This is a genomic window from Dehalobacter sp. CP, from assembly GCF_047652685.1.
Taxonomy (GTDB): Bacteria; Bacillota; Desulfitobacteriia; order Desulfitobacteriales; family Syntrophobotulaceae; genus Dehalobacter.
The window spans coordinates 2,369,819-2,391,100 of the sequence record NZ_CP157399.1 but is presented as its reverse complement, the minus strand read 5'-3'; the positions used below and the strand labels follow the sequence as shown (position 1 = coordinate 2,391,100).

At 43.9% G+C, this 21,282-nt stretch carries 25 protein-coding genes and 1 pseudogene; 20 read left to right on the top strand and 6 right to left on the bottom strand.

Annotated features, from left to right (window positions below):
* Positions 1-20: 20 nt before the first annotated feature.
* The 3 genes from AAH944_RS11905 to AAH944_RS11895 form a co-directional block, all read right to left on the bottom strand.
* Positions 21-3,029 carry an EAL domain-containing protein gene (locus tag AAH944_RS11905; RefSeq protein WP_415535081.1) on the bottom strand — a complete coding sequence of 1,003 codons (3,009 nt, stop codon included), beginning with the start codon at positions 3,027-3,029 and terminating at the stop codon, positions 21-23.
* 194 nt (positions 3,030-3,223) lie between these two features.
* Complete coding sequence (locus AAH944_RS11900) at positions 3,224-3,469, bottom strand: hypothetical protein (protein WP_415535080.1); 246 nt, start codon at positions 3,467-3,469, stop codon at positions 3,224-3,226.
* 143 nt (positions 3,470-3,612) lie between these two features.
* Positions 3,613-5,034: a hypothetical protein gene (locus AAH944_RS11895; protein ID WP_415535079.1), complete on the bottom strand. Its 1,422-nt coding sequence runs from the start codon at positions 5,032-5,034 to the stop codon at positions 3,613-3,615.
* Between the two features lie 202 nt (positions 5,035-5,236).
* Between AAH944_RS11895 and AAH944_RS11890 the strand changes: the two genes are divergently transcribed.
* The 12 genes from AAH944_RS11890 to AAH944_RS11835 all read left to right on the top strand — a co-directional run bounded on the left by AAH944_RS11890 (position 5,237) and on the right by AAH944_RS11835 (position 13,662).
* Entirely contained in the window at positions 5,237-5,560 is a 324-nt protein-coding gene (locus AAH944_RS11890) for a heavy metal-binding domain-containing protein (protein ID WP_415535078.1), read from the top strand.
* A gap of 1 nt (position 5,561) precedes the next feature.
* Positions 5,562-5,795, top strand: coding sequence for a hypothetical protein (locus AAH944_RS11885; RefSeq protein ID WP_415535077.1), 234 nt, complete (start codon positions 5,562-5,564; stop codon positions 5,793-5,795).
* A 234-nt stretch (positions 5,796-6,029) separates the two neighbouring features.
* A complete protein-coding gene (locus tag AAH944_RS11880; protein WP_415535076.1) occupies positions 6,030-6,416 on the top strand; it encodes a DUF2089 domain-containing protein in 387 nt (128 codons plus the stop codon).
* Between the two features lie 31 nt (positions 6,417-6,447).
* Positions 6,448-6,864: an SHOCT-like domain-containing protein gene (locus AAH944_RS11875; RefSeq protein ID WP_026071858.1), complete on the top strand. Its 417-nt coding sequence runs from the start codon at positions 6,448-6,450 to the stop codon at positions 6,862-6,864.
* Positions 6,854-7,213 (top strand): hypothetical protein, encoded by a 360-nt coding sequence (locus AAH944_RS11870; protein ID WP_415535075.1) that lies wholly within the window; start codon positions 6,854-6,856, stop codon positions 7,211-7,213. The genes AAH944_RS11875 and AAH944_RS11870 overlap by 11 nt, the downstream gene beginning before the upstream one ends.
* A 15-nt stretch (positions 7,214-7,228) precedes the next feature.
* Positions 7,229-7,576 (top strand): phage holin family protein, encoded by a 348-nt coding sequence (locus AAH944_RS11865; protein ID WP_415535074.1) that lies wholly within the window; start codon positions 7,229-7,231, stop codon positions 7,574-7,576.
* Between the two features lie 415 nt (positions 7,577-7,991).
* A complete protein-coding gene (locus AAH944_RS11860) occupies positions 7,992-8,729 on the top strand; it encodes a hypothetical protein (RefSeq protein ID WP_415535073.1) in 738 nt (245 codons plus the stop codon).
* A gap of 18 nt (positions 8,730-8,747) precedes the next feature.
* Positions 8,748-10,442 carry a VWA domain-containing protein gene (locus AAH944_RS11855; RefSeq protein WP_415535072.1) on the top strand — a complete coding sequence of 565 codons (1,695 nt, stop codon included), beginning with the start codon at positions 8,748-8,750 and terminating at the stop codon, positions 10,440-10,442.
* Positions 10,443-10,494: 52 nt separating this feature from the next.
* Positions 10,495-11,637: a toxic anion resistance protein gene (locus tag AAH944_RS11850; RefSeq protein ID WP_415535071.1), complete on the top strand. Its 1,143-nt coding sequence runs from the start codon at positions 10,495-10,497 to the stop codon at positions 11,635-11,637.
* A 124-nt stretch (positions 11,638-11,761) separates the two neighbouring features.
* Positions 11,762-12,631, top strand: coding sequence for an SDR family oxidoreductase (locus tag AAH944_RS11845; protein ID WP_415535070.1), 870 nt, complete (start codon positions 11,762-11,764; stop codon positions 12,629-12,631).
* A gap of 191 nt (positions 12,632-12,822) precedes the next feature.
* Positions 12,823-13,143: a PadR family transcriptional regulator gene (locus AAH944_RS11840; protein WP_415535069.1), complete on the top strand. Its 321-nt coding sequence runs from the start codon at positions 12,823-12,825 to the stop codon at positions 13,141-13,143.
* Positions 13,144-13,146: 3 nt separating this feature from the next.
* A complete protein-coding gene (locus tag AAH944_RS11835) occupies positions 13,147-13,662 on the top strand; it encodes a DUF2812 domain-containing protein (protein WP_415535068.1) in 516 nt (171 codons plus the stop codon).
* 108 nt (positions 13,663-13,770) lie between these two features.
* Here the strand turns inward: AAH944_RS11835 and AAH944_RS11830 are convergent, their stop codons facing one another.
* Entirely contained in the window at positions 13,771-14,085 is a 315-nt protein-coding gene (locus tag AAH944_RS11830; protein WP_415535067.1) for a demethoxyubiquinone hydroxylase family protein, read from the bottom strand.
* A gap of 161 nt (positions 14,086-14,246) precedes the next feature.
* On the opposite strand from AAH944_RS11830, the gene AAH944_RS11825 reads away from it, so the two are divergent.
* Together AAH944_RS11825 and AAH944_RS11820 are read left to right on the top strand one after the other, a co-directional pair.
* The gene (locus AAH944_RS11825) at positions 14,247-15,494 is read left to right on the top strand and encodes a DUF5050 domain-containing protein (protein WP_415535066.1); all 1,248 of its coding nucleotides are present in this window, start codon (positions 14,247-14,249) and stop codon (positions 15,492-15,494) included.
* A gap of 167 nt (positions 15,495-15,661) precedes the next feature.
* Complete coding sequence (locus AAH944_RS11820; RefSeq protein WP_415535065.1) at positions 15,662-17,533, top strand: DUF5301 domain-containing protein; 1,872 nt, start codon at positions 15,662-15,664, stop codon at positions 17,531-17,533.
* Between the two features lie 41 nt (positions 17,534-17,574).
* Here AAH944_RS11820 and AAH944_RS11815 read toward each other — a convergent pair whose 3' ends face one another.
* Positions 17,575-18,027, bottom strand: coding sequence for an AraC family transcriptional regulator (locus tag AAH944_RS11815; RefSeq protein WP_415535064.1), 453 nt, complete (start codon positions 18,025-18,027; stop codon positions 17,575-17,577).
* 122 nt (positions 18,028-18,149) lie between these two features.
* On the opposite strand from AAH944_RS11815, the gene AAH944_RS11810 reads away from it, so the two are divergent.
* The 5 genes and pseudogenes from AAH944_RS11810 to AAH944_RS11790 all read left to right on the top strand — a co-directional run bounded on the left by AAH944_RS11810 (position 18,150) and on the right by AAH944_RS11790 (position 19,999).
* On the top strand, positions 18,150-18,395 hold the full coding sequence (locus AAH944_RS11810; RefSeq protein ID WP_415535063.1) for a serpin family protein: 246 nt from the start codon (positions 18,150-18,152) through the stop codon (positions 18,393-18,395).
* A gap of 23 nt (positions 18,396-18,418) precedes the next feature.
* Positions 18,419-18,496, top strand: a pseudogene (locus AAH944_RS11805) (hypothetical protein); the annotation flags it as partial.
* Positions 18,497-18,576: 80 nt separating this feature from the next.
* Positions 18,577-18,675 carry a serpin family protein gene (locus AAH944_RS11800; RefSeq protein WP_415535062.1) on the top strand — a complete coding sequence of 33 codons (99 nt, stop codon included), beginning with the start codon at positions 18,577-18,579 and terminating at the stop codon, positions 18,673-18,675.
* 127 nt (positions 18,676-18,802) lie between these two features.
* Positions 18,803-19,204, top strand: coding sequence for a secondary thiamine-phosphate synthase enzyme YjbQ (locus AAH944_RS11795; RefSeq protein ID WP_415535061.1), 402 nt, complete (start codon positions 18,803-18,805; stop codon positions 19,202-19,204).
* Positions 19,205-19,270: 66 nt separating this feature from the next.
* Complete coding sequence (locus AAH944_RS11790; protein WP_415535060.1) at positions 19,271-19,999, top strand: AAA family ATPase; 729 nt, start codon at positions 19,271-19,273, stop codon at positions 19,997-19,999.
* 189 nt (positions 20,000-20,188) lie between these two features.
* On the opposite strand, the gene AAH944_RS11785 is transcribed toward AAH944_RS11790, so the two are convergent.
* The gene (locus AAH944_RS11785; protein WP_415535059.1) at positions 20,189-20,356 is read right to left on the bottom strand and encodes a hypothetical protein; all 168 of its coding nucleotides are present in this window, start codon (positions 20,354-20,356) and stop codon (positions 20,189-20,191) included.
* A gap of 233 nt (positions 20,357-20,589) precedes the next feature.
* On the opposite strand from AAH944_RS11785, the gene AAH944_RS11780 reads away from it, so the two are divergent.
* Positions 20,590-21,282 carry a DNA alkylation repair protein gene (locus AAH944_RS11780; RefSeq protein WP_415535058.1) on the top strand — a complete coding sequence of 231 codons (693 nt, stop codon included), beginning with the start codon at positions 20,590-20,592 and terminating at the stop codon, positions 21,280-21,282.

The following is a 21,282-nucleotide window of genomic DNA, read 5'->3' as shown; positions in this document are numbered from 1 at the left end:
TTTGTAGAGAATCTATGTATCTATAGGATATTGGCGCATGGTTTTCTTAATAATCCTTCGATTTCCTCAGCAGGCATTGGTCGGTAGAAATAATAACCCTGAACCTCGTTGCACATGTTCCGGCTTAAGAATTGTACTTGTTTCTCGGTTTCCACCCCTTCGGCAATAACCTCCAGGTCTAGATTTTTAGCAAGATTTATGATGACTTTGGTGATTGCTCTGTCTTTTTCATCTTTTTCAATACCATGAACAAAATGCATATCCATCTTCAAACGATCGATCGGCAAATTCTTTAGCCTGTTTAAAGAGGAGTATTCTGTGCCAAAGTCATCGATAGAGATGGTAATCCCTAATTTCTTAAAATCGTTTAAAACCTGAACAATATTTGTTTCATTTATCGCAGAACCTTCTGTAATTTCCAATTCCAGATACTTGGGTTGAAGTCCGGTTTCTTGAAGGACATTTGCGATCTGCTCAACAATATTCGGGTCACGAAGTTGATTTACCGAAATATTAACAGACATCCGCACCGGAGGATAACCTTTTTCCTGCCAGATCTTATTTTGCCGGCAAGCTGTTTTAAGTACCCATTCTCCGATCGTGTTAATGATCCCGCTTTGCTCGGCAATCGGGATAAATACTGCCGGGGATACCATTCCCAACTCCGGATGCTTCCATCTTAACAAAGCTTCCATTCCGATGATTTTTGCTTCCGGAAGATGGACCTGAGGCTGGTAATACACCAGCAATTCTTCGCGTTCTAAAGCTCGGAACAGACTGTTTTTCAGTATCATTTTATTCCGAATGTCCTCTTTCATCTCGGAAGAACAGAGGGCATACTGGTTTTTCCCTTTTTCTTTGGCCTGATACATCGCAATATCTGAGTTTATAATCAACGTTTCCGTATCTTGTCCATCGATAGGATATAGCGCAATCCCTGCACTTGCTGTAACAAAGAATTCCTTACCTCTTAATACCGCCGGTTCTTTGAATAAACCCATGATTTTATCGGCAATGATCATAACATCTTGATAGTCGGAAATATTATTCAGCAAAATCAGAAATTCATCGCCGCCAAAACGGGATACCGTGTCGGTTTTGCGGGTGCATTCCAATAATTTCTGCCCGACTTTAGTGATCAGTTCGTCCCCGCCTTCATGGCCCAAAGTATCATTAACCGTTTTGAAAGAATCAAGATCCAGGAAAATCACCGCGAGCATCTTTTGAATCCGGCCGGCTTGGTGGATCGCTTGCGTGACCCTGTCCTGGAACAACACCCGGTTGGGTAGCTTTGTCAAATGATCATAGTAGGCTAGTTGTTTAATTTCTTTTTCCGCCTGGACTTTCGTCAGAGCGTCTCCCAAAATATTTGCAATGACCTTGAGTAAATCAATCTGGTCTTCACGCCATTTTTTAGGGGTTCTGCGGGAGTCAATCCCGAATGAGCCTAATATCTGACCGTTTCCAGCAATGGGCAGGCAAATGACTGATTTTGTATGAATCATTTTGCCCTCTGATATCTGATTCATGAGGATCGAGTCTTCCGCTCCCGGGCATTCTATCGCTTCTCTGATAACACGATCATGCCGGTACCAAGCAAACGGAAGGGTAACGCGATGTAGCTCCCGGTCCAGTAAATAAATCCATGCCCTGTCCATCTCAAAAAACCGTCCGCATTCCTCAAGCGCCTGACTGATTTTCTGCTCTAAATTCATTTGATTTGCTGTAATGAAATCCGAAGAAATCTTCGAGATTAATTTCTGCAGCTTCATCTGCTCAGCGTTTTCTTTCAGTCTGCGAATGTACAGTTTGTTGACATAGAGAGCCAACCCAAGAACGACAAGGAAAAACAAGATTCTTGCCAAATAGTCTTGAGCATTGATCTCAACGTTAACCTTTGGCGCTATGAACCAGCCCAGAATCTGGGTAGATATGATGGAAATTGCCAATGAAGCTAAGATAATGCGTTGATTGAACACCAGGGCAATAATTACAAAAATAATTGGAAACGCCCAAACCGTAATACTTCCGGATTCAATAAACCTTAAAGTGAAAATTGGAATGGAGAGAACACTCGCCACAAAATAAGTAATATCTTTTTTATCTTCCGCTATAGGCATCCACTTCACGAACAAAATGATAAGTCCTAAAAAAAGGACAGCGATACTTGTCAATATGACGGGCGTCAAATCGTTCGTCATGTCAAAAAGAAAAAACGAAACAAAATTAATAAAGCCGCAGGCAAACATAGCATAGGCCATATAGCTGATAATATTGCCGCGGGTGGATTCATTTAAGATGGTTTCTTCATCAGTGATGATCTTTTCCGGCTTCATCAGTCCATATTTTTTAATTGCGTAGTAAATGACGATGAGCGACATCGAGATAATAAAAGGAGCCAATTGGGGAAGCGGCATTTTCCAAAAAGTACTGGCGACAATATCCGTAAAGGATGCAAAGATTAAAGTCGCAATAATCCAAGATAGAATGAGCCTTGCCTTTTTCTTACTATTCCAGGAAGAAGCTTTTCTCCCCCATAACCAGATCATTCCTGCGGAAACGATGCAGAAAATAATATAATAATAATTGAAAAAAGAATTAAAGCCGCTATTCGGAACATTAATCCAGCCATTGGCTGTATGGATTAATTTATACTTCGATTCCGCGGAACCGGAGAGCCCATAAATATACATTGTCAGGACCGAGGGGAAATAAAGCAGAAGGTACAGCCACCATTTGTTTAGCAAATTTTTTTTCTCGGTTAGAATGATACTGAAATGAAGCAGGATGCTGAAAAACGAACCCCAACCAACGACTGAGATCCTGCGCCAGATTAAGCTAAGTTCTTGAGTCTGGGCAGAAACGCAAATGGAAAACCCGAAAGCCCATAGACTCAAGGAAATGCACAGCGCAAAAAAAGCTTTGTTCAATCCGGCTTTCGGGTCAAGATAAAGTGTATAGGCCCCAAGAAAGCTGCTCATTACACAAGAAAAGAAAAATAAAACTGAAAAGAAATGTGATGATTCCATATTTCCCTTCTCTGATGAAAATACTGCTAAGATCAGATTTACATCATTTTCAATAAAGTAATCAATGGCTATTCAACAAATTATTCTACTTTTAACTACATTTTCCTTCATCATTTTTCAGAAAGCATCAACTATTTTACAGAATTGCCTTATAATGCAAATGAATGTTCAACTTTATGTCAAAAAAATAAAGGCTATAAAGCCTTTACCTTGTTGTCAATAATTTTTATTTTTAAGCTATTATTTGTCAGTTCATCTCTCATTTCCCTGATAGCTTGCCAAGTCATATCTTGTTTTTCGGAAAATTCATTTTGTTTTTTGGTAAATTCATTTTGTCTTTCAGTAAATTCATTTTGCTTGTCGCTCAGCATTTTAATCTCTGTTCGTAAAGCCTTTTCCATGGAGTTTAGCTTTTCCAGAATTAAATCCGATTTATCCATACGCTCATCCCCCTGCTTCTAGGATCTATCATATCACCATGCGAATACTTCTACAAGAACTAACTTTACCATTTATAACCATTTGAGCAAAAATATTTTCTTATAGTTGATTGTTTAATAATGGTGACAAAGGAGGCGCTGGTTTAGCGGAACCAAACTTCACAACCATCAAATGGGTTGGCTGTTCCTAAATTCAAGTGCCCGTTTGCTGTTTTAAACAAGATCCTTGCGCCGTAGTTATGAGGATTTCCCAGGCCGTTTAAGGTAATGGGAGACCAATGAATGCCATCCTTAGACTTAAACAAATCAAATCCATTAAATGGATAGATTGCATCGCCTACTGTAAGCAGCACTGTAAGAATGATTCGCAGAAGTTCTTCTAAAAATCCCGGCAAATTTAGAATTGCAGGAATGATAGCGGGAACGAGCGGTTTAAGGAGTACAGACCAGTCAAATGTGCCCAGGAAGAACTCCCCATTGTATTCTTCCAGCTGCCAGCAGTATAAATTAAAGGGATTTCCTAAACCCGAGGGTTTATGGCTCAAAGCTTTGCCGCGTGTGCCCGTGGTGGGATTGGTAGGCTTTTTAGCCTTACTCCCGATTACCAGCTGCCAATGATCCTGCGCGTCTATCCTTACCAGATCAAAGGGTTTAAATGCAGAGAGATTCATCGGCTGTTGAGCAAGAAGGGGGAACATAATGGCGCCAACATATAAATGATCTTGAAACGCTCCAAGTGTTAAGGGAATAATATTAAGTGCATCACCGGCCCCCTTATCAATCACCAATTTCCATTCATTAATAATTGGTCCTGTGCCTTCAGTTCTCCAAAGTTCAAATCCTTCCACCTGATTAGAGGTAGCGGCATAAAGGTGTCCTTTAAAGCTTGCCATCATCATCACTTGCCCGCTTGGGTTTTTACCTTGGATAAATCCGGGATTGCCTGGATCCCCAGTAACCTGCTCCCATCTGCCATTTGGAAAGTGAACGGCAGGAGGGATATATTCATAAATCAGAGCAGTTAGAGTTTGAGAGATCTCATCTACAGTTGACATATAGAGTTTTTGGTTGGTATGAATCACCATCGCCCTTGTGGAAGTACCGTTAAGATTATCATTGGGTATTTCAAGCCAGGACAATCCATCTGTTGACCTAAATGTCCTTACCTTACTCTGACAATATCCACCGACATAAAGAGCCGTTTGACCGTTTAGGTCGGTATAACGGATCATATACCGAAAACCTTGGATGATATTGAAATCAGCTGGAGCTTTAAAAACTTTCTCCCAACCGGCATGGGGAAGTGCTTTGTTATAACGCCAGATTTCTGCTCTGTTATCGACAACCTCAGGGGTTAGCTCCTTCGGGATTTCGAAATCCCCCAATATTCCTGCATTCTTAATCGTCAGGAGAATGTTATAGAGAATATTTCTTCCGGTTCCTACATAGAGATATTCTCCCATCTCAGCCATTGACCAGGCATAGTTGTTTTGCATGGCGTTGTTGGGGTTTGTATCAAAACCGTTTAGGGGAGTTATTTTTTGGAAACCATATTTATTGAACACTTAATCACCCTCCAAAAATTAGGACAGACTTTTCCCTGGTACATCATATGAACATTGTCCACTTCTGACACAATTTATGTGTATAGTTCTCGTACCAATCAGGATTACATACCGGTTCTCAACACATTCATCCGGAATTGCAGAAAGTAATTGTAAGCTGGCTAAAAGATTTGTAAAATAAGAATAAAAAGGGAGCGATAGCATGTTAATCGTCACGACCGAAAATATCAAAGGTTACAAAGTAACGGATGTTAAAGGCCAGGTGTTCGGTCTCGTTGTTCGCAGCCGGGGATTAGGCGGGAATATCATAGCTGGGCTGCGCAGTCTTATCGGTGGAGAAATCCATGAATACACCGCCCTGCTTGAAGATACCCGTAAACAGGCGATAGACCGTATGGTTAAGAATGCCCAGGCTATGGGAGCAAACGCTGTTGTGATGATGCGGTTTGATTCCAGCGAAATTGGACAGACCATGAGTGAAATTGTCGCCTTTGGGACTGCGGTTGTGGTGGAGAAAGAAGTTTAAGATGAGAATAGCGGCTGAAATCTATATATTATTGGAAGTTGGTATATTTCTTATCATTGCCTTCCTTTCCTGGTTTCTTTGGGATAAACGTTATCGAAAAAATCAGGGAAACGATATACCCAAAGGGTATATGGCTACGGATGAGGTTTTTATCGACCCAGTTAACGGGAAGAAACTTAAAGTCTATTATGAACCGGAAACCGGTAATCGGTTTTACAAAGAGGTTAAAGACTAACTACAGGCCGCTGATGAAGTGGGTATACGATCCTTCATCGCGGCTTTTTCTCGCCTTAAGCAATTTCTATAATTTCTTAATTTATAAAGGATTATAAATTATAGGACAATAATCAACTATATTAATATAATTAATTATTATATTAATATAGTTAACACACTAGTTGACAAAATTAATATTTGTTGCTATTCTTAATTTGTAAAACCTTAGAGTGGTTCCAATTTGGGGGTGAAAATGATTCAATACAAAGCGCCGGGTTTGTGTCCGATTTGCGGACATAGCCTGTATGTCAGCAAACTGAACTGTATGAACTGCAACACTACCCTGGAAGGGCAGTTTATCCCATGTAAATTTTGTCAGCTCCCTCCCGACCAGCTTGAATTTATTGAAGTCTTTATTAAGTGCCGGGGTAACATCAAAGATGTGGAAAAGGAACTGGGAATTTCTTACCCTACCGTCAGGGGACGCCTGGACAGCGCCATTCAAGCATTGGGATATAAAGTGGATGGTTCGGATCTGCAGGAGGAAAGAGAAAACCGCAAGGAAATTCTGGACGCCCTGGATCGCGGAGAAATCACTTCGCAGGAAGCCGCCAGCCGCCTGAAAAAGGCTGGAAAATAAGAAGAGTGGAAATAAGAAAGGGAATGGTGTCATGAGCAGCGAAAGGTTAAAAGTCCTGGAAATGATCCAAGAGGGTAAAATTACTGCTGCCGAAGGGATGGAGCTTCTGAAAGCCATCGAGGAAAGTGCGCCTGAAGTCAGTCCTGCCGTGTCGGTTTTTGCGAACCGTTTTTTACGAGTCCGGGTAGAAGGGGAGAAAGCGCCGAAAGTCAACGTCAATATTCCGATGAACCTGGTTAAATCGGTGACAAAGCTGGCCAATGCGGCGATGGCCTTCATCCCGCCGGAAGCAAAAAGTGAAATCGACAAAAGAGGAATCGACCTTGAATACCTTCTGAATGAACTTATCCAGGAATTAGAACAAGGATCTTCCGGCGGTAAACTGGTAGATGTCGATGTCGATGATCCGCACGAAGGAAGGATGAAAGTTGAGGTATTTGTGGACTAAGCGGCCGCGAAAAGCTTTTCTGATCGTGGTCAGCATCAGAAACAAAAACCGCAGGAAATGGCTGATTCCTATTCCGGTTTGGGTAGTGGAAGATACATTCGAGGCCGTACAGGATATCGCCTGGGTAGGGGAGCGGATTCTGAAGCTTTCGGGAAAGCACGATGAGAATAAACAAGCCGACAGGGATAAACGCGCTGACAGCCAATGGCGCCAATATATCATAGGGATGCCTGTGAGCGCCGTGCTTCAAGCCGTAAGCGGCATCATCCGGGAGTTGCGCACCTGCGGCAGATTCAGGATGATTGAGGTTGAAGACAAGGCCATTCAAATTTATGTGGATTTATTTTAATAAGGGGAACAGAACATGCACAAATGGGTCCTGACATGTTTAATCAATGTTTTGGCATTGATCATCGCTTCTTATATCGTACCGGGGATTGCGGTAAGTAATCCGCTAGCACTGCTGGGGGCCGGACTGCTGCTCGGCGTAATCAACCTGCTTATACGGCCTGTGATCCTGCTGCTGACCATTCCTTTCAGCTTACTGACTTTCGGATTATTCATCCTGATCGTCAATACCTGGATGGTCATGCTGACGGCAGCCTTGATGCCCGGTCTGGGGATTCACGGGTTCTTCGCAGCCTTTGTGACCTCCCTCATTGTTTCGCTGTGTAATTGGCTGGTCAAAGATTTAAAAGAAAAGAAAAGATAAAGATCGTATAAGAAAAAGAGCGGACAAAACCGCCTGCCTGAACAGAGATGTCGAATTTTGTTTGATGCAGCGTAGCCCTTCGGGAATATATCCTGAAGGGTTTCTGTTATTCAGCTTACCGGATCTTTTCTTTTGCCTGGAACAACGAGACTGCCTCTTCGATCGTATGGCAACTGTTCAAGCTCACCTGACTACAAATGTTAACTTATTCAATTGATCAATCATAGAATAAAACCAAGATTTACATCTGGATATGGATTGTCCGAATACTTAAAAGGAATGCACAGACCGATGAAGAATGTTATAATTATAGGAAGAATGATCTTTTATTATTTTTAATGTGGATTTAAGGTTATTTTCGTATGATTTTGTAGAAATAGGGAATAACCGATCCTTTTAGGAGCGTTGATGGACATTGGGAATGAATAAAATCCTCAAGCTGCTTGGGCTGAATATTGGCATAGCCGCCGTGCTGATTGTTATCTTTTCCCCGGGAATTGTCGGATTAAAAATAGGGGGATCCGGCGCATTTGTCACCGCTTTGAGCTGTACGATCTTATTTATCTGTGCAGTCCTGTTTCTTTATGGCAATTACAAAATGTTGATGGAAAAAGTAAAAATGGTTCAGACCAAAGAGCTTGATTCTCCGGAGGAATATGCAGCAGCCTTACGGCTTCATCGCCATAAAAAGACGTTTGCCGAAACCATCGATCTGCTGACCGGACAAATTGAGAGAATTGAAAAGAAACAGGAAACTATTATAGATGTCCTGCAGCAGAAATTCAGCCCGTCAGAAATGAGCTTCCAAAAGTTTCAGGCAGTGGTCACCGAAGTGGGAGAAGTTTTCTATATTAATATCAAAAGCATTATCAATCGGCTCAATGCCTTTGATGAAGAAGATTACATATTTATCACGCGCAAAGCAGGAAAATCGCTTTCGGAAGAATTCAGGAAAGAAAAACTCAGTGTCTATCATGAGCATATGGCATTTGTCAGCAATGCGGCACAGCAAAACGAACAAATCTTGCTGAAACTGGATAAGCTGCTGCTTGAAATATCCAAATTAACCAGTCTGGAAAGCAGTGAAATTGAAAATATGCCAGGCATGGAAGAAATTAATAACCTGATTCAACAAGTCAAATATTATCGGTAAAGGGAAGGGATCAAAAGAATGGCAAGAGTAGGTTCTCCAAAAAAGCTCCTGATTCTGCTGGGTGCTGCGGTTTTTGTCTTCACTGTTGTCTACTTCGGTATTTCGCTGACGAAGAACTTAGGGAAAGATGATGTCCAGGTAAATGCTGAAAAAGCAGGAAAGACCCTGGAAAGCATCGTCCAAGACATCAAAGTGAATCAGACTGATCTCGTCAAGGGACAAGTGAACCTGGATGCGGCTAAACTGAAAGATTCCCTGCCGAATATCTCCAAATATCCCGCGCAGGTAGACAAGACGACGGATGCCTATGTGGAAATATTCTCTTCCACGGAAAAAGCGGGCAGCGGTACGGACGGCTGGTTAACGGAAGTCGCCACAGACTTTAATAACGCTGGAATCATGGTGGACGGAAAACCGGTATCGGTCAGGATCCGGGGGATTGCCTCCGGTGTGGCTGCCGACTACATTACTTCCGGCAAGTATGTGCCGGATGCGTTTTCACCTTCCAATGAACTTTGGGGTGAAATGATAAAGTCTGAGGGCGTACAGACCCAGCTGGTAGAGAAGAAGCTGGCCGGAAATGTAGCCGGAATCCTGATCTCCAAGTCGAAAAACGAGGAACTGATCAAAAAATACGGCGCCATTAATATCAAAACAGTTACAGATGCAGTCTCGGCCAATGAACTGGCCATGGGATATACCAATCCTTTTGCCAGCTCGACAGGATTGAATTTCCTGATAACGGCCTTGGATACATTTGACAGCAGCAATTTGTTAAGTGATAAAGCAAAAAAGGGCTTTGAAACGTTCCAGAACAATATTCCGTTCGTAGCCTATACCACCCTGCAGATGAGAGATTCTGCCAAGTCCGGTGTACTGGACGGATTCATGCTGGAATATCAGACATATGCCAATTCGCCGGAGCTGCAATCGGATTACGTCTTCACACCGTTTGGGGTAAGACATGACAGCCCGGTTTATGCCATTGGCAATTTATCTTCAGAAAAAACAAATATCCTGAAAACCTTTATTGATTTTGCCAAGCAGGACAAATACCAGAAATTGGCCACCAAGTATGGATTCAATCATTTGAATGAGTATAAGTCCGAGCTGGGACCGGTTAACGGAAGCGTCATCAGCAAAGCCCAGGAATTGTGGAAAGAAAAGAAGAACGGTACCAAAAATATTTGTGCCGTTTTCATCGCCGATGTTTCCGGAAGCATGGCCGGGGAGCCTTTGAACAAGCTGAAACAGTCCTTGCTGCAGGGAGCAAACTTTATCGGCAAAGACAATCGGGTAGGTTTGATTTCTTATTCCAACAATGTCACGATTAATCTTCCGATCCAACCGTTTGATATCACCCAGCGTTCTTATTTTGTAGGGGCTGTCAATAGTCTGGAAGCCAATGGTAATACGGCAACATTTGATGCGATCGCAGTTGCCACTCAGATGATTCAGGAACAGACGGCATCCAATCCGGATCTGAAACCAATGATCTTTGTCCTGAGTGACGGGGCAACCAATAGAGGCCATAGCCTGGATGAAATCCGAAGTGTGCTCGAAACGTATCAAATTCCGATTTACACGATCGGCTATAATGCCAAAATTGAGGCGCTGCAAAGCATCTCCAGTATTAACGAGGCTGCGAGTATCAACGCCGATACCGATAATGTCGTCTATCAGCTCGGCAACCTTTTCAATGCACAAATGTAAAAAACGCCAAGATACTATAATATAGGACGGATAAATAAGGGAGGACAAGGAAATGTCTTTTTCGATGGAAGTCGCCAATGAAGCGGCCATTAAACAGGAAGTGATCGAACAGGTTCAGCCGGTGCCTGAAGAGGTGGCCCAGCTGCAAACTTTAGCCAATACTAACGTCGCGGAAATCATGTCTTTGGACGTCGCATCGCTGGAGAGCAGACGGCAGATCCTGCAGTCTCTGGATTCTTTCGGGACGGCCACCATGAAAAACTCATCTGAGAAGAATTCCCTGCTCCAGATCACTGTGGGCAATTTAGCCAAAGACGGAGACGAAGGCGGCGTCGTCGCTCAGGGATTGATGGAACTTCACCGGGAATTAAAGGACCTGGACCCGAGTATCATTGATTTTACGAAAACAGGATTCCTCGGTAAAATTTTTAACCCGATCAGAGCCTATTTTGATAAATATGAGAAGGCGGATTCAGCCATTGCCGATATTGTCGTTTCTTTGGAAAAAGGAAAGACGACCTTAAAGAATGACAATACAACACTGGAGATTGAGCAGCAATCCATGCGGGATCTGACCAAGAAACTCCGCAAAGAAATTGAGCTCGGAACACTGATGGACCAGGCGATTGAGAAGCAAGCAGAAATAGCGAAGGCCAATAACGAAGACCCGGAAAAAATCAAATTTATTACGGAAGAAGTGCTCTTCCCTCTCCGGCAGCGGCTGATGGATCTGCAGCAGATGATCGTCGTAAACCAGCAGGGCATCATGGCTATTGAAATTGTGATCCGCAACAATAAAGAGCTGATCCGGGGTGTCGACCGGGCTAAAAACGTTACAATTTCTGCTCTGCGAATCTCGGTAACGATCGCGAGCGCTCTTTATAACCAGAAGATCGTCTTGAAAAAGATCCAGCTCTTAAACGAAACCACCAATAATATCATCAGCAGTACTTCCAAAATGCTCAAAGAACAGGGAATGGAGATCCATAAGCAGGCGATGGAAGCAAATATTTCCGTCGATACCCTGAAAAGCGCCTTTGCAGATGCTTTGTCCGCTCTGGATTCCATCAGTACCTATAAGCAAGAAGCCCTTCCCAGAATGCGGGATACGATCAATCAGTTCAAGGAACTAGCTGAAAAAGGGGAACAGCAGATCCAGCAGCTGGAAAACGGTCATAAATTGTCGTTCCTGTAAGTCACAAAACTTATGAATAAAGGACATTAGCTTGATTAGGCGCACCCTGATGATGAATGATCGTTTGCGGAATGAATACTGCTTTTTTGGGAGAAAATGAAGGAAAAACCAAAGGAGAACCGTTATGACAGAAGCAATCATTCCGCAGCCGACTTTCCCTGCGCAGCACCAGGATTTTCAGCCCGGACTGGAAACATTAATGAACCCGAGCCCTGCCTTTGAGGATCCCAACTATCAGCCGGGAGGCAAACTCCGGGGGAAAATTGCCCTGATCAGCGGAGGGGACAGCGGGATCGGCAGGGCCGTTGCGATTCTCTATGCCAAAGAAGGCGCCGACCTGGCAATTATCTATTTCAATGAACATCAGGATGCAGAAATGACCAAGGCAAGAATAGAACAGCTTGGCCGTCGCTGCCTGCTGATCGCAGGGGATGTCGGCGACGAGATGTTCTGCAATCAGGCCGTCCGGGAAACGATCCAAACCTTTGGTCATCTGGATATTCTGGTCAATAATGCCGGGGAGCAGCATCCCCAGAACTCTATTCTGGATATCACTTCCGAACAGCTGGAAAGAACATTCAGGACAAACATCTTTGCCATGTTTTACCTGACCCGCGCCGCACTGCCTCATCTCCAAAAAGGCGCTGCGATTATCAATACGGCTTCAATTACCGCCTATCAAGGTGAAGTCCGTTTAATCGATTATGCTTCTTCGAAAGGTGCAGTCGTATCTTTTACGCGGTCTCTGTCCGAATCCTTAGCCAAACAGGGAATCAGGGTCAACGGCGTAGCACCCGGCCCGATCTGGACTCCGCTTATTCCCGCTTCTTTCAGTGCCGAGGAAGTTCATACCTTCGGCAGTACGAACCCGATGCAGCGTGCCGGCCAGCCGGTGGAGCTTGCTCCCGCCTACCTTTTTCTGGCCGATGCCGATTCCGCCTATATGTCAGGCCAAATCCTGCATATCAACGGCGGGACGATTATCAATAATTAGAAGAAGCGAGGTTTATAGGCCTGTTCGCTTTGCAAAACAGTTTTAAGCAGGCGGCTTAATAAAAATGCTGCTGTTTCCGTGGAAAGGTGTTCCACGGAATTTTTTTGTCAAGACAAGGAGGAACCATTGACACATATATCGTCAGATGATATATTATATATCGTTAAAAGATATATCGGAGGATGATTGGTTTGGATAATCATACACCTTTGACAGAAGCCTTGTTTTATATCTTATTGGCAGTTCGCACACCGAATCATGGCTACGGGATTATTCAGGATATCAGCGAAATGACCGGCGGAAGAGTCACATTAGGACCGGGGACCTTATACGGGGCGATTAATTCCATGCTTTCAAAAGGGTGGATCCGTTTATACAGTGAGGATAAGGAATCCAGAAAGAAAAAAGAGTACCTTCTAACGGGCCGGGGTGTGGAAGTCTTTCAGCACGAAGTTCAAAGGCTGAATGAACTTGTTAAGAATGCAAAAAAGATGGATGAGGGGCGGAACTAAAAGATGTTAAAATTCAGAATGTATTATGACAAAGATGCCGAACAGGATTGGCTTCAAAAAATGTCTTTAGAAGGATGGGCTTTGAAAAGATTTTTCCTTGGATTTTATACGTTTGTGCCTTGTGAACCCGGTGAATACAATTATCAGATAGATTTACTGGATAATTGGAACGGCGACAAGGCTGATTATGCATCTTTCATGACGGATACGGGCGTAGAAGTCATCGGTCAGTGGTGGAGATGGGTCTTTTTGCGGAAAAAGGCTGCAGACGGGCCCTTTGAGATGTATACGGATGCCCAATCTAAAATCATGCAATACAGTAAGATCAAGCGTTTTTTCACCGTTTTTTTGGCCATAGAAATCATCTGTTTCTTGGTGGAGTTGATGGCAGCCATTGATAGCGGTGAGGTTCTCTTTGGGGCTTTTACAGTGTTACTTGGGATCATTGCTTTAGCGATGTTAAAGATCGTGTGGAAATGCCAGTGGAAAATTGAGCAGTTAAAACGTGAGGAAATATGAAGAAGTGACAGCCTTGGGACAAGGCTGTTTTTTTATGACAAGCGCTGATAGCATGGGGAAAATAAAGGAGAACGAATTTATTTGGAGAATTTTACTAAAATGAAGTCCTTATTGCATAGGGGCCTGAAAATTTTGAGATTGCTGTTGTTGTACGGCTTGTCTTCCCTTTTCTATAGACGTCAAGTCCTTTGGACTAATCATGGATAGCAGCTGTTCTAATTCTCCGACGTGTTGTCTTTCTTCATCAGCAATATGGTGGAGAACCTTTTTTGCTCTCTCATCATTTGTTGCCATAGCATGCGATTCATAGCCGATAATTGCTTCGTACTCCCCTGCAATATCAACCCGAAGGGCCTGGGCCAACTCCTCATTGGACATTTGCTTAGGGACATTGGCTACAAATGGATTTCCAAGTAAAGCCATAAGATCATATCCTTCCTATGAAAATGAGTTTATCTTATAGTTTGCCTGTTTATGAAAGCGGTAATCAGGTATTTATTGGTAACGATTACGGCAGCCAGCAACGAAGGTGAGTAAATATAAAAAATAATAGGTTTTGGGGAGATAAGATGAATGTGCACCGGATGAAAAAAATGAAATATGGGTGGGTTTGCCTTGCGCTAATCCTTTTGCTGGTGTCAGGCTGCGCTGCGCAGCCTGAGTCTGCCACGGGTCCTGCCGGTGCTGCTGAACCATCTCCGGCAACTGAAAACACCGGCAGCCAAGGAGACACAGCGCCGGGGCTACAGGAGACCGGAGCTTCAAGTGAGAATAGTGCAGCTATCTCGGATGAAAAAAGTGACAGCATGCACAGCGGGAAGTTTTTCGCCAAGAACGGCAACATCCTGATTTATTATGCCGAGCTGCAGGACGGGATTTATATGGTGGATACCGTAAAGAATACAGTACGGCGACTGGTAAAGACCCACTCCGTGCATAAGCTCTACTTTGACGGCACCTATGTCTACTATGTGCCCTACTATTATCTGGGACGGGGTATTTACCGGGTTGACCTTAAGGGAAACACAGAAAAGATCTGTACGAACTCTTCGCTGCAATTGTGGCTGACAGAAGATAAGATCTATTTTACCGATCAGATCGGTTTTGACGATATTAACCAGACCCCGCGCGGAAATTTGTGTACGATGAATAAAGACGGCACCAACATCCAGATCTTGATCAAGAATGTCGGCAATTACTTTTCCATCCAGGACGAATGGATTTATTACACCCACATGAATAACAGGGACCTTTACCGGGCGGCCTTGGACGGGAGCCGCAGTGAATTGCTGGCCGAAGGGCGCACCTATATCACTGCTGCCGACAATGACTATCTGATTTATACGGATTACGAAGACAGTGAAACGCAGCATTTGCTGAATAACCGGACCGGTGAAAATATTATCCTTGGACAGTTTGGAGGAGGCTCCCGTTATAACGGCCAATTCTACATTGTGACTGAAGAGCGGGGTCCGGATGGTATTCCTTCTTCCGCAGGCTGGTCGGTCTTCCGGGTCGATCAAAAAGCAGGAAAAGCCGTGAAACTTGCTTTCCTGAAAATGGACCGGTTTGGACTCGATAGCATGAGCTATGTGTATGGTGATTGGCTCTATTTTTACACGATGGATGGCGGGCCCACCGGTCAAAGGGGGACATACCGGGTAAAATGGCCTTGCGATGATTATGAAGCCGAGTATCTCGTCGACGGATATCTTTTTTATTTGGACGGCTATGGCTATTATATTGAGGAAGACGAAAATGCCCAGCCCCCTACTTTTGCCCGGATCAATCTGCAAATCGGGGAAGTCAGCCGCTGGCCGTTTCAGGAATAGGCAGAACCCAATGGTAGTGTAGTCATCGCCAAGCCAAGGTGGAAGTAAATTCATAAAAGAGTACTCGAAAGAGACTCGTCGATATCGCATGCAAAAGTCTCAATAATAGTATCATTATTGATGTTAAAAAGAAGAAGGATAACTGTTCGCTAAGGGGGAAAAACAGAATGAAGGAACGCTTTGCCAATTGTATAAACGCCAATAAAAGGCGCAGGTGTTTGGGTGTCTTTGGCGTTTTCTTAGCAGCAGTTTGTCTGATCGGAGGGCTCACAGCCTGCAATCAGGCATCACCGGCGATGGAGTCGGGACAGGATAAAACGTTGGATGTTTATACGAATTCTGTTACTGGCGGCAGCCTTGTTTTTCCGGAAAGCTGGCAGGGTAAATATGTCACCGCGCCGATCCACGAATATGACGATCGAACGTTTATTCAAGTCTACAGTAAAAGTAATCACGATAAATACAAAGAATACAGACCTGACTTCGGCTTTCTGTTCAGCATTCTGCAGATCCCCGAGGATGAGCTGAGAGGCTACGGATGGGATGGCGGCGAATGGGGAACAAACATGATCCCGTTCGCTCAAAAAAAAGTAGACGGCAAAGACTGGATTTATTTTGTCCGGACCCCGACTGATAGGCAATATGATCCCGGCGATGACACCTTGAAAAACGACTATCTGCAGCTCCAAAGCGAAATTCCCCTTCTGTTGCAAAGCTTTTGTCAGAGAGGCCAACTGGAAGCATACGCAACAGACATCAAACTTCTCAAGTACCGCAATGCCGAAGTCAAAAATACGGTGGCGATTCCGCAAAGCAACAAGGAATTGGTTGAGCGGATTTCTACCTTGTTAACCGATGCTTCTCCCACCAAGATGCAGAGTATCAACGTTGTCCCCGATGCCAAAAGTTATGTCAAGGTCATACTGTCCCCGCAAAATATCTATTACCTCTATGAGAAGGGCGGCAAGTACTATGCGGAAAAGCCCTATGTCGCCATTAGCGAACTGAAGGCCAAAGCCTATCAAGAAATTCTCCTCTCAGCCTTTGGGGTGATTCCAGCCGATCCCGACACCCTGGATAAACAACAGCTTTTGAAGCCGGTTCAGGAGATGATTGCACTTTATGAGCAAGGTACGCCGCCGGAAAATGGAAGTGAACTTAAGTTTGAACAGTACCAGCTGGAAACATTTGATCCGGTCGTGAAAACCAGCAAAGATTTTGAATTGGACGAGGGAGCACCGCCGGAATACGAATACACGGCAACCGTTCGTTTCGGGGTGCAAAAGCAAAATGAAATGATCATGCAGCTGAACCGCATTTCCGATACATCCGCTTCCGGTGGGGCAGCGCAATGGAAAATAATCGGTGTAAGCTTTCAGGTACCTGTTGCAAAGAAAGACAGTGCCTGGTTATTTGATCTGGCAATCGCCAACCGGTTCGATTATGTTCCCGAATTTGAAGAAGGGAAGGCTCCTGCCGAAAGCCCGGATTACTTGTATTATGCCTTCATTCTTTTTGACATTAACGAATGGAAAGCGGGTCACAATTATCTTACCAAGCAATACGTGGAGGATGTGATCACATCCCATTTTCCAGTGAAGAAAGTCATTCATCAGTCTTCAGACCGAGACTGGAATTTTGACGGCAAGGTCTATACGGTTAAGCCCGGCAGCTATAGACTCGAGCCGATCTACGGCTTACAGCAAGTCCGATCGTTCAAGCAGAACGGCAAAACGATCTATGATGTGGTCGTGGAACAATATGGCTTTGATGAATTTGCTTACGTCTCCATCTATGACTATCAGCTTCTCGCCCCGGATGACAAACAAACTTTAACCAAACCTATGCAATATGTGCTGGAGAAAAAAGGTGAAAAGATTAAAAGCGGTAAGCTAAAGGTCTGGCAAGCAATCCGGGAAATGATCAACGAGGGCGATACGGCTAAACTTAACAAGGTCAGTACGGAGCGTTTTAAATTCTATCTCAATGAGAAGACAAATGAAATTGTTTTTCTTGAGCATGATGTCAGAGCTTATTAAAAGAAAATAAAATATTTAGCGGCTGCGATACGGGGAACGGTCTAGATGGGTACGCAAATCTCGCACAGGTGATTGTCAATCATGGCAGGTATGTATCTTTCAAGGATAGGTCTGGAAACGTCCGGCTGCTGGCCTTTGGCTGATAGCTCGGAAAAGATTTCACTCCACGCTTCCTGAACTGCTTCGGCGGTGTGAGCAACCGTAAAAACGGCGTATCTACCGCCGGGCAGTTTCGCTTCGTTTACACCAGCATCCGTTATTGTATAGTCATCGGCGACAACAATGCAGACATCATAACGGCAACTTTCAGACGGTGTTGTTTCGGGATTATCCCGTGAAATTCCCAAAATGATTGCAGATTTTGTAAACAGACCATTGGCCTTGACCCATACCTTGAATTTCTCCATAAGCGTATAATTCTGTACACCATAGGGGCCAACCCGCCGCATATATGCTATGCGGTTTGCCGGCATTTCTTGAAGCTGATAAGCCATTGTCACCACTCCTTTTTCATTAACATATTTGAACGGTAACATGCTTTAAAATGTATTTCAACAACTCTTTTTATTATGTTTTTCGAGAGTTTCATGCGGCAGACGGCACGACGGACGAGATGATGATGAGCAGAACGGGGAAGGTGGGATACGGCCAGGGAGAAAATTTTCACGCTGTCCGGCTTCCGTACGGAAAAGGCAAAGCAGCAATGTACTGCATTTTGCCGGGCGAAGACGAAACCCTCCGGGATTTTATCGCGTCACTGAACGCCAGTAAGTGGAAAGCAATAAAAGAAAGCATCTCAGAACGGGATAATGTGCTGGTGCAGCTGCCGCGTTTTAAACTGGAATACGAATCAAAAATTTAAACGACAGCCTGACCGCTTTGGGGATGGGCGAAGCCTTTACGGAGAAAGCTGACTTTTCCGGTATCCAAAGTGACATTTGTATCAGCCGGGTACTTCATAAAGCGGTCATCGAGGTCAACGAAGAGGGCAGTGAAGCCGCCGCAGCGACTGCTGTGGAAATGACGAAGGGTTTAGCGAACCTTTGGCTTTCATCGCCGACCGGCCATTTCTGTTCATCATTGCGGATGATGAAACGGGGACGATTCTATTTATGGGCAAGGTGCATGAAGTGAAAATATAATAGCCCTAAGAAAAATATTCTCAAAACCAAAGAAAAAAGAAATAACTATAAATAATGGTATAATTATGAATATTACTACCAAATGGAATAAGTGATTGGCTTCTATCATATTTACGGAGGAATCATCATGCTCTATGAAATCCATTTAAAAACGAATAAAAAGGAAGAAATGTTGGATATTACGGCTCAGATTGAAAAATATCTGGTGCAGGAAAACATCCAGGAAGGGATTGCCGTTGTCTTTTCGGTCCATACCACAGCAGGGATCACGATTAATGAAAACGCTGACCCGGATGTACAAGCGGACTTCTTGCGCAGGCTGGATAAGATCTACCCGCAGCATGATCCTGAAGACAGGCATTATGAAGGGAACTCTGCCGCCCATCTAAAAAGCAGTACGGTAGGCCCCTCCCAAACCGTGATGATTCAAAATGGCAAGCTCCTCCTTGGCCGATGGCAGGGAATCTACTTTTGTGAATTTGATGGTCCCAGAGAACGGACTTTTTTGGTAAAGATTCTTCCGGGGTAAAGCAAGAGCCTTATTGAATTCACAATCAATGAGCGGTTAGGATCAAATCGTTAAGGGGGTAGGATAATGGAATTCAACAGCCTTAACCAGTACATACGCTATATTGAATTAGACAGGGAGCGTGTCCCCTCCTTTGCGGAATACCCCTTTCATTTACCTGCCATCAAGAACTTAGACAGGTTGTCTTTTCACCCCAAAGTAACGTTCATCGTCGGGGAAAATGGTTCGGGGAAATCAACTATTTTAGAATCAATCGCGGTTGCGTTTGGTTTTAATGCGGAAGGCGGGACAAAGAATTTCAATTTTACTTCCAGAGCGACGCATTCAGACTTGAATCAATATATCAAAATTATCAAAGGAGCCAAAAGGCCCAGAGATGGTTTCTTCTTCAGAGCAGAGAGCTTTTATAATTTTGCCTCCAATGTTGAAGATTTAATGTTGGAAGGGGCTTATGGCGGAAGATCGCTGCATGAACAGTCGCATGGCGAGTCATTTTTTGCGGTTTTTCAGAATCGGTTTTGCCGGGAGAGTATCTTTATTCTGGATGAACCGGAGGCGGCGTTATCTCCTTCACGGCAAATGTCGATGCTGACAAGGATGCATGAATTGATCAACGAAGGGTCTCAGTTTATCATTGCCACGCATTCCCCGATCATCATGGCCTACCCGGATGCCTTGATCTATCAGATTCGTGACGGATTTGAGCAGGTACGCTATGAAGAGACGGAGCACTATCAAATCACGCGTTCTTTCTTGAATAACACGAAAAAAATGCTGGATATTTTATTGGAATAAATGGAGATCGTTTTCTGGTACCAATTCAATCCGGCGGAAAAAGGGATTTGCGTTACTTCCTCCTAACGTTGAGTTAGACTCGCGAGCCAAAAAAAGCCCCTCCTTGTAATAAACAGTTTTTGTTATTTAAACTGTCTACACAAGGGGAGCATATCAGTTTGATCGGTGTTCTGCTTATTTTTGTCTTTATTATTCCTGTTTTGGTTTAATGTTCTCAGCGATTACTTTTACTGTTTCTGCGAGTGATTGATGGGCTTTCGATAATTTCCAAATTGCGATGATTGTAAAAACATAACTGACAATAATTCCAATCATGAAAATAAAATACAAGCCAAGAGCAGCACCCGAAAATTCCATAATAACACCCCCTATTATTTATTTATCAATCAATAGTTAAATAATTCTTTCTATAAATGGAATATCCTTCAAAAAAACAAAAAAATCTCGGGTAAGATGGATACGATTCTAAATCTGGGGTTAAACGACTACTTGGGTATTCGAAGAGACTGCCGATTATCTGTGGTATGATTGATGATTTTATTATACAAATAAATGGAAATTCGAGATTTCTATCAATGAAAGGGTAAACGATGAGTGGCATAGAACAAGAGATACAGCGCCGGCTATTCGAACTGCAGGATTTGAAATACAAAGAGTTTGCGTGCAAACTTATGCCTACAGTGAACCCGGAAACCGTGATCGGCGTCCGCACACCGGATCTGCGGAAGCTCGCCCGGGAATTTGCCAAAACGCCGGAGGCTTCGGAGTTTCTCCAAATCCTGCCGCACGCCTATTATGAAGAAAATAATCTGCACGGTTTCCTGATTGAAACGATCAAGGATTATGAGACCGCAGCTCGCGCCGTTGACGCCTTTCTGCCGTACATCGACAACTGGGCAACCTGTGATCTGATTTCACCGAAGATATTTAAAAAGCATTTACCAGAGCTCTACGCAAAAATCAAAGTCTGGCTGATATCCAACCGGACCTATACAGTGCGTTTCGGGATGGGAATGCTGATGAGCTTCTATCTCGATGACGATTTCCGGCCGGAGATGCTTGATCTGGTGGCGGGTATCCGGTCGGAGGAATATTATGTCAACATGATGATTGCCTGGTATTTCGCAACAGCATTGGCTAAACAGTACGAAGCGGCTTTACCGTACATTCAGGAACAGCGTCTGGAGAAGTGGACGCATAACAAAGCGATCCAGAAAGCGATTGAGAGCTACCGGATCAGCGACAAAGCAAAGGCGTACCTGCGAACGCTGAAAATAAAATAA

Coding starts and splice junctions, on each gene's coding strand:
- AAH944_RS11905 (WP_415535081.1), bottom strand. CDS start 3,029: ATGGAATCATCACATTTCTTTTCAGTTTTATTTTTCTTTTCTTGTGTA.
- AAH944_RS11900 (WP_415535080.1), bottom strand. CDS start 3,469: ATGGATAAATCGGATTTAATTCTGGAAAAGCTAAACTCCATGGAAAAG.
- AAH944_RS11890 (WP_415535078.1), top strand. CDS start 5,237: ATGTTAATCGTCACGACCGAAAATATCAAAGGTTACAAAGTAACGGAT.
- AAH944_RS11885 (WP_415535077.1), top strand. CDS start 5,562: ATGAGAATAGCGGCTGAAATCTATATATTATTGGAAGTTGGTATATTT.
- AAH944_RS11880 (WP_415535076.1), top strand. CDS start 6,030: ATGATTCAATACAAAGCGCCGGGTTTGTGTCCGATTTGCGGACATAGC.
- AAH944_RS11875 (WP_026071858.1), top strand. CDS start 6,448: ATGAGCAGCGAAAGGTTAAAAGTCCTGGAAATGATCCAAGAGGGTAAA.
- AAH944_RS11865 (WP_415535074.1), top strand. CDS start 7,229: ATGCACAAATGGGTCCTGACATGTTTAATCAATGTTTTGGCATTGATC.
- AAH944_RS11855 (WP_415535072.1), top strand. CDS start 8,748: ATGGCAAGAGTAGGTTCTCCAAAAAAGCTCCTGATTCTGCTGGGTGCT.
- AAH944_RS11850 (WP_415535071.1), top strand. CDS start 10,495: ATGTCTTTTTCGATGGAAGTCGCCAATGAAGCGGCCATTAAACAGGAA.
- AAH944_RS11845 (WP_415535070.1), top strand. CDS start 11,762: ATGACAGAAGCAATCATTCCGCAGCCGACTTTCCCTGCGCAGCACCAG.
- AAH944_RS11835 (WP_415535068.1), top strand. CDS start 13,147: ATGTTAAAATTCAGAATGTATTATGACAAAGATGCCGAACAGGATTGG.
- AAH944_RS11830 (WP_415535067.1), bottom strand. CDS start 14,085: ATGGCTTTACTTGGAAATCCATTTGTAGCCAATGTCCCTAAGCAAATG.
- AAH944_RS11825 (WP_415535066.1), top strand. CDS start 14,247: ATGAAAAAAATGAAATATGGGTGGGTTTGCCTTGCGCTAATCCTTTTG.
- AAH944_RS11820 (WP_415535065.1), top strand. CDS start 15,662: ATGAAGGAACGCTTTGCCAATTGTATAAACGCCAATAAAAGGCGCAGG.
- AAH944_RS11815 (WP_415535064.1), bottom strand. CDS start 18,027: ATGGCTTATCAGCTTCAAGAAATGCCGGCAAACCGCATAGCATATATG.
- AAH944_RS11810 (WP_415535063.1), top strand. CDS start 18,150: ATGATGAGCAGAACGGGGAAGGTGGGATACGGCCAGGGAGAAAATTTT.
- AAH944_RS11795 (WP_415535061.1), top strand. CDS start 18,803: ATGCTCTATGAAATCCATTTAAAAACGAATAAAAAGGAAGAAATGTTG.
- AAH944_RS11790 (WP_415535060.1), top strand. CDS start 19,271: ATGGAATTCAACAGCCTTAACCAGTACATACGCTATATTGAATTAGAC.
- AAH944_RS11785 (WP_415535059.1), bottom strand. CDS start 20,356: ATGGAATTTTCGGGTGCTGCTCTTGGCTTGTATTTTATTTTCATGATT.
- AAH944_RS11780 (WP_415535058.1), top strand. CDS start 20,590: ATGAGTGGCATAGAACAAGAGATACAGCGCCGGCTATTCGAACTGCAG.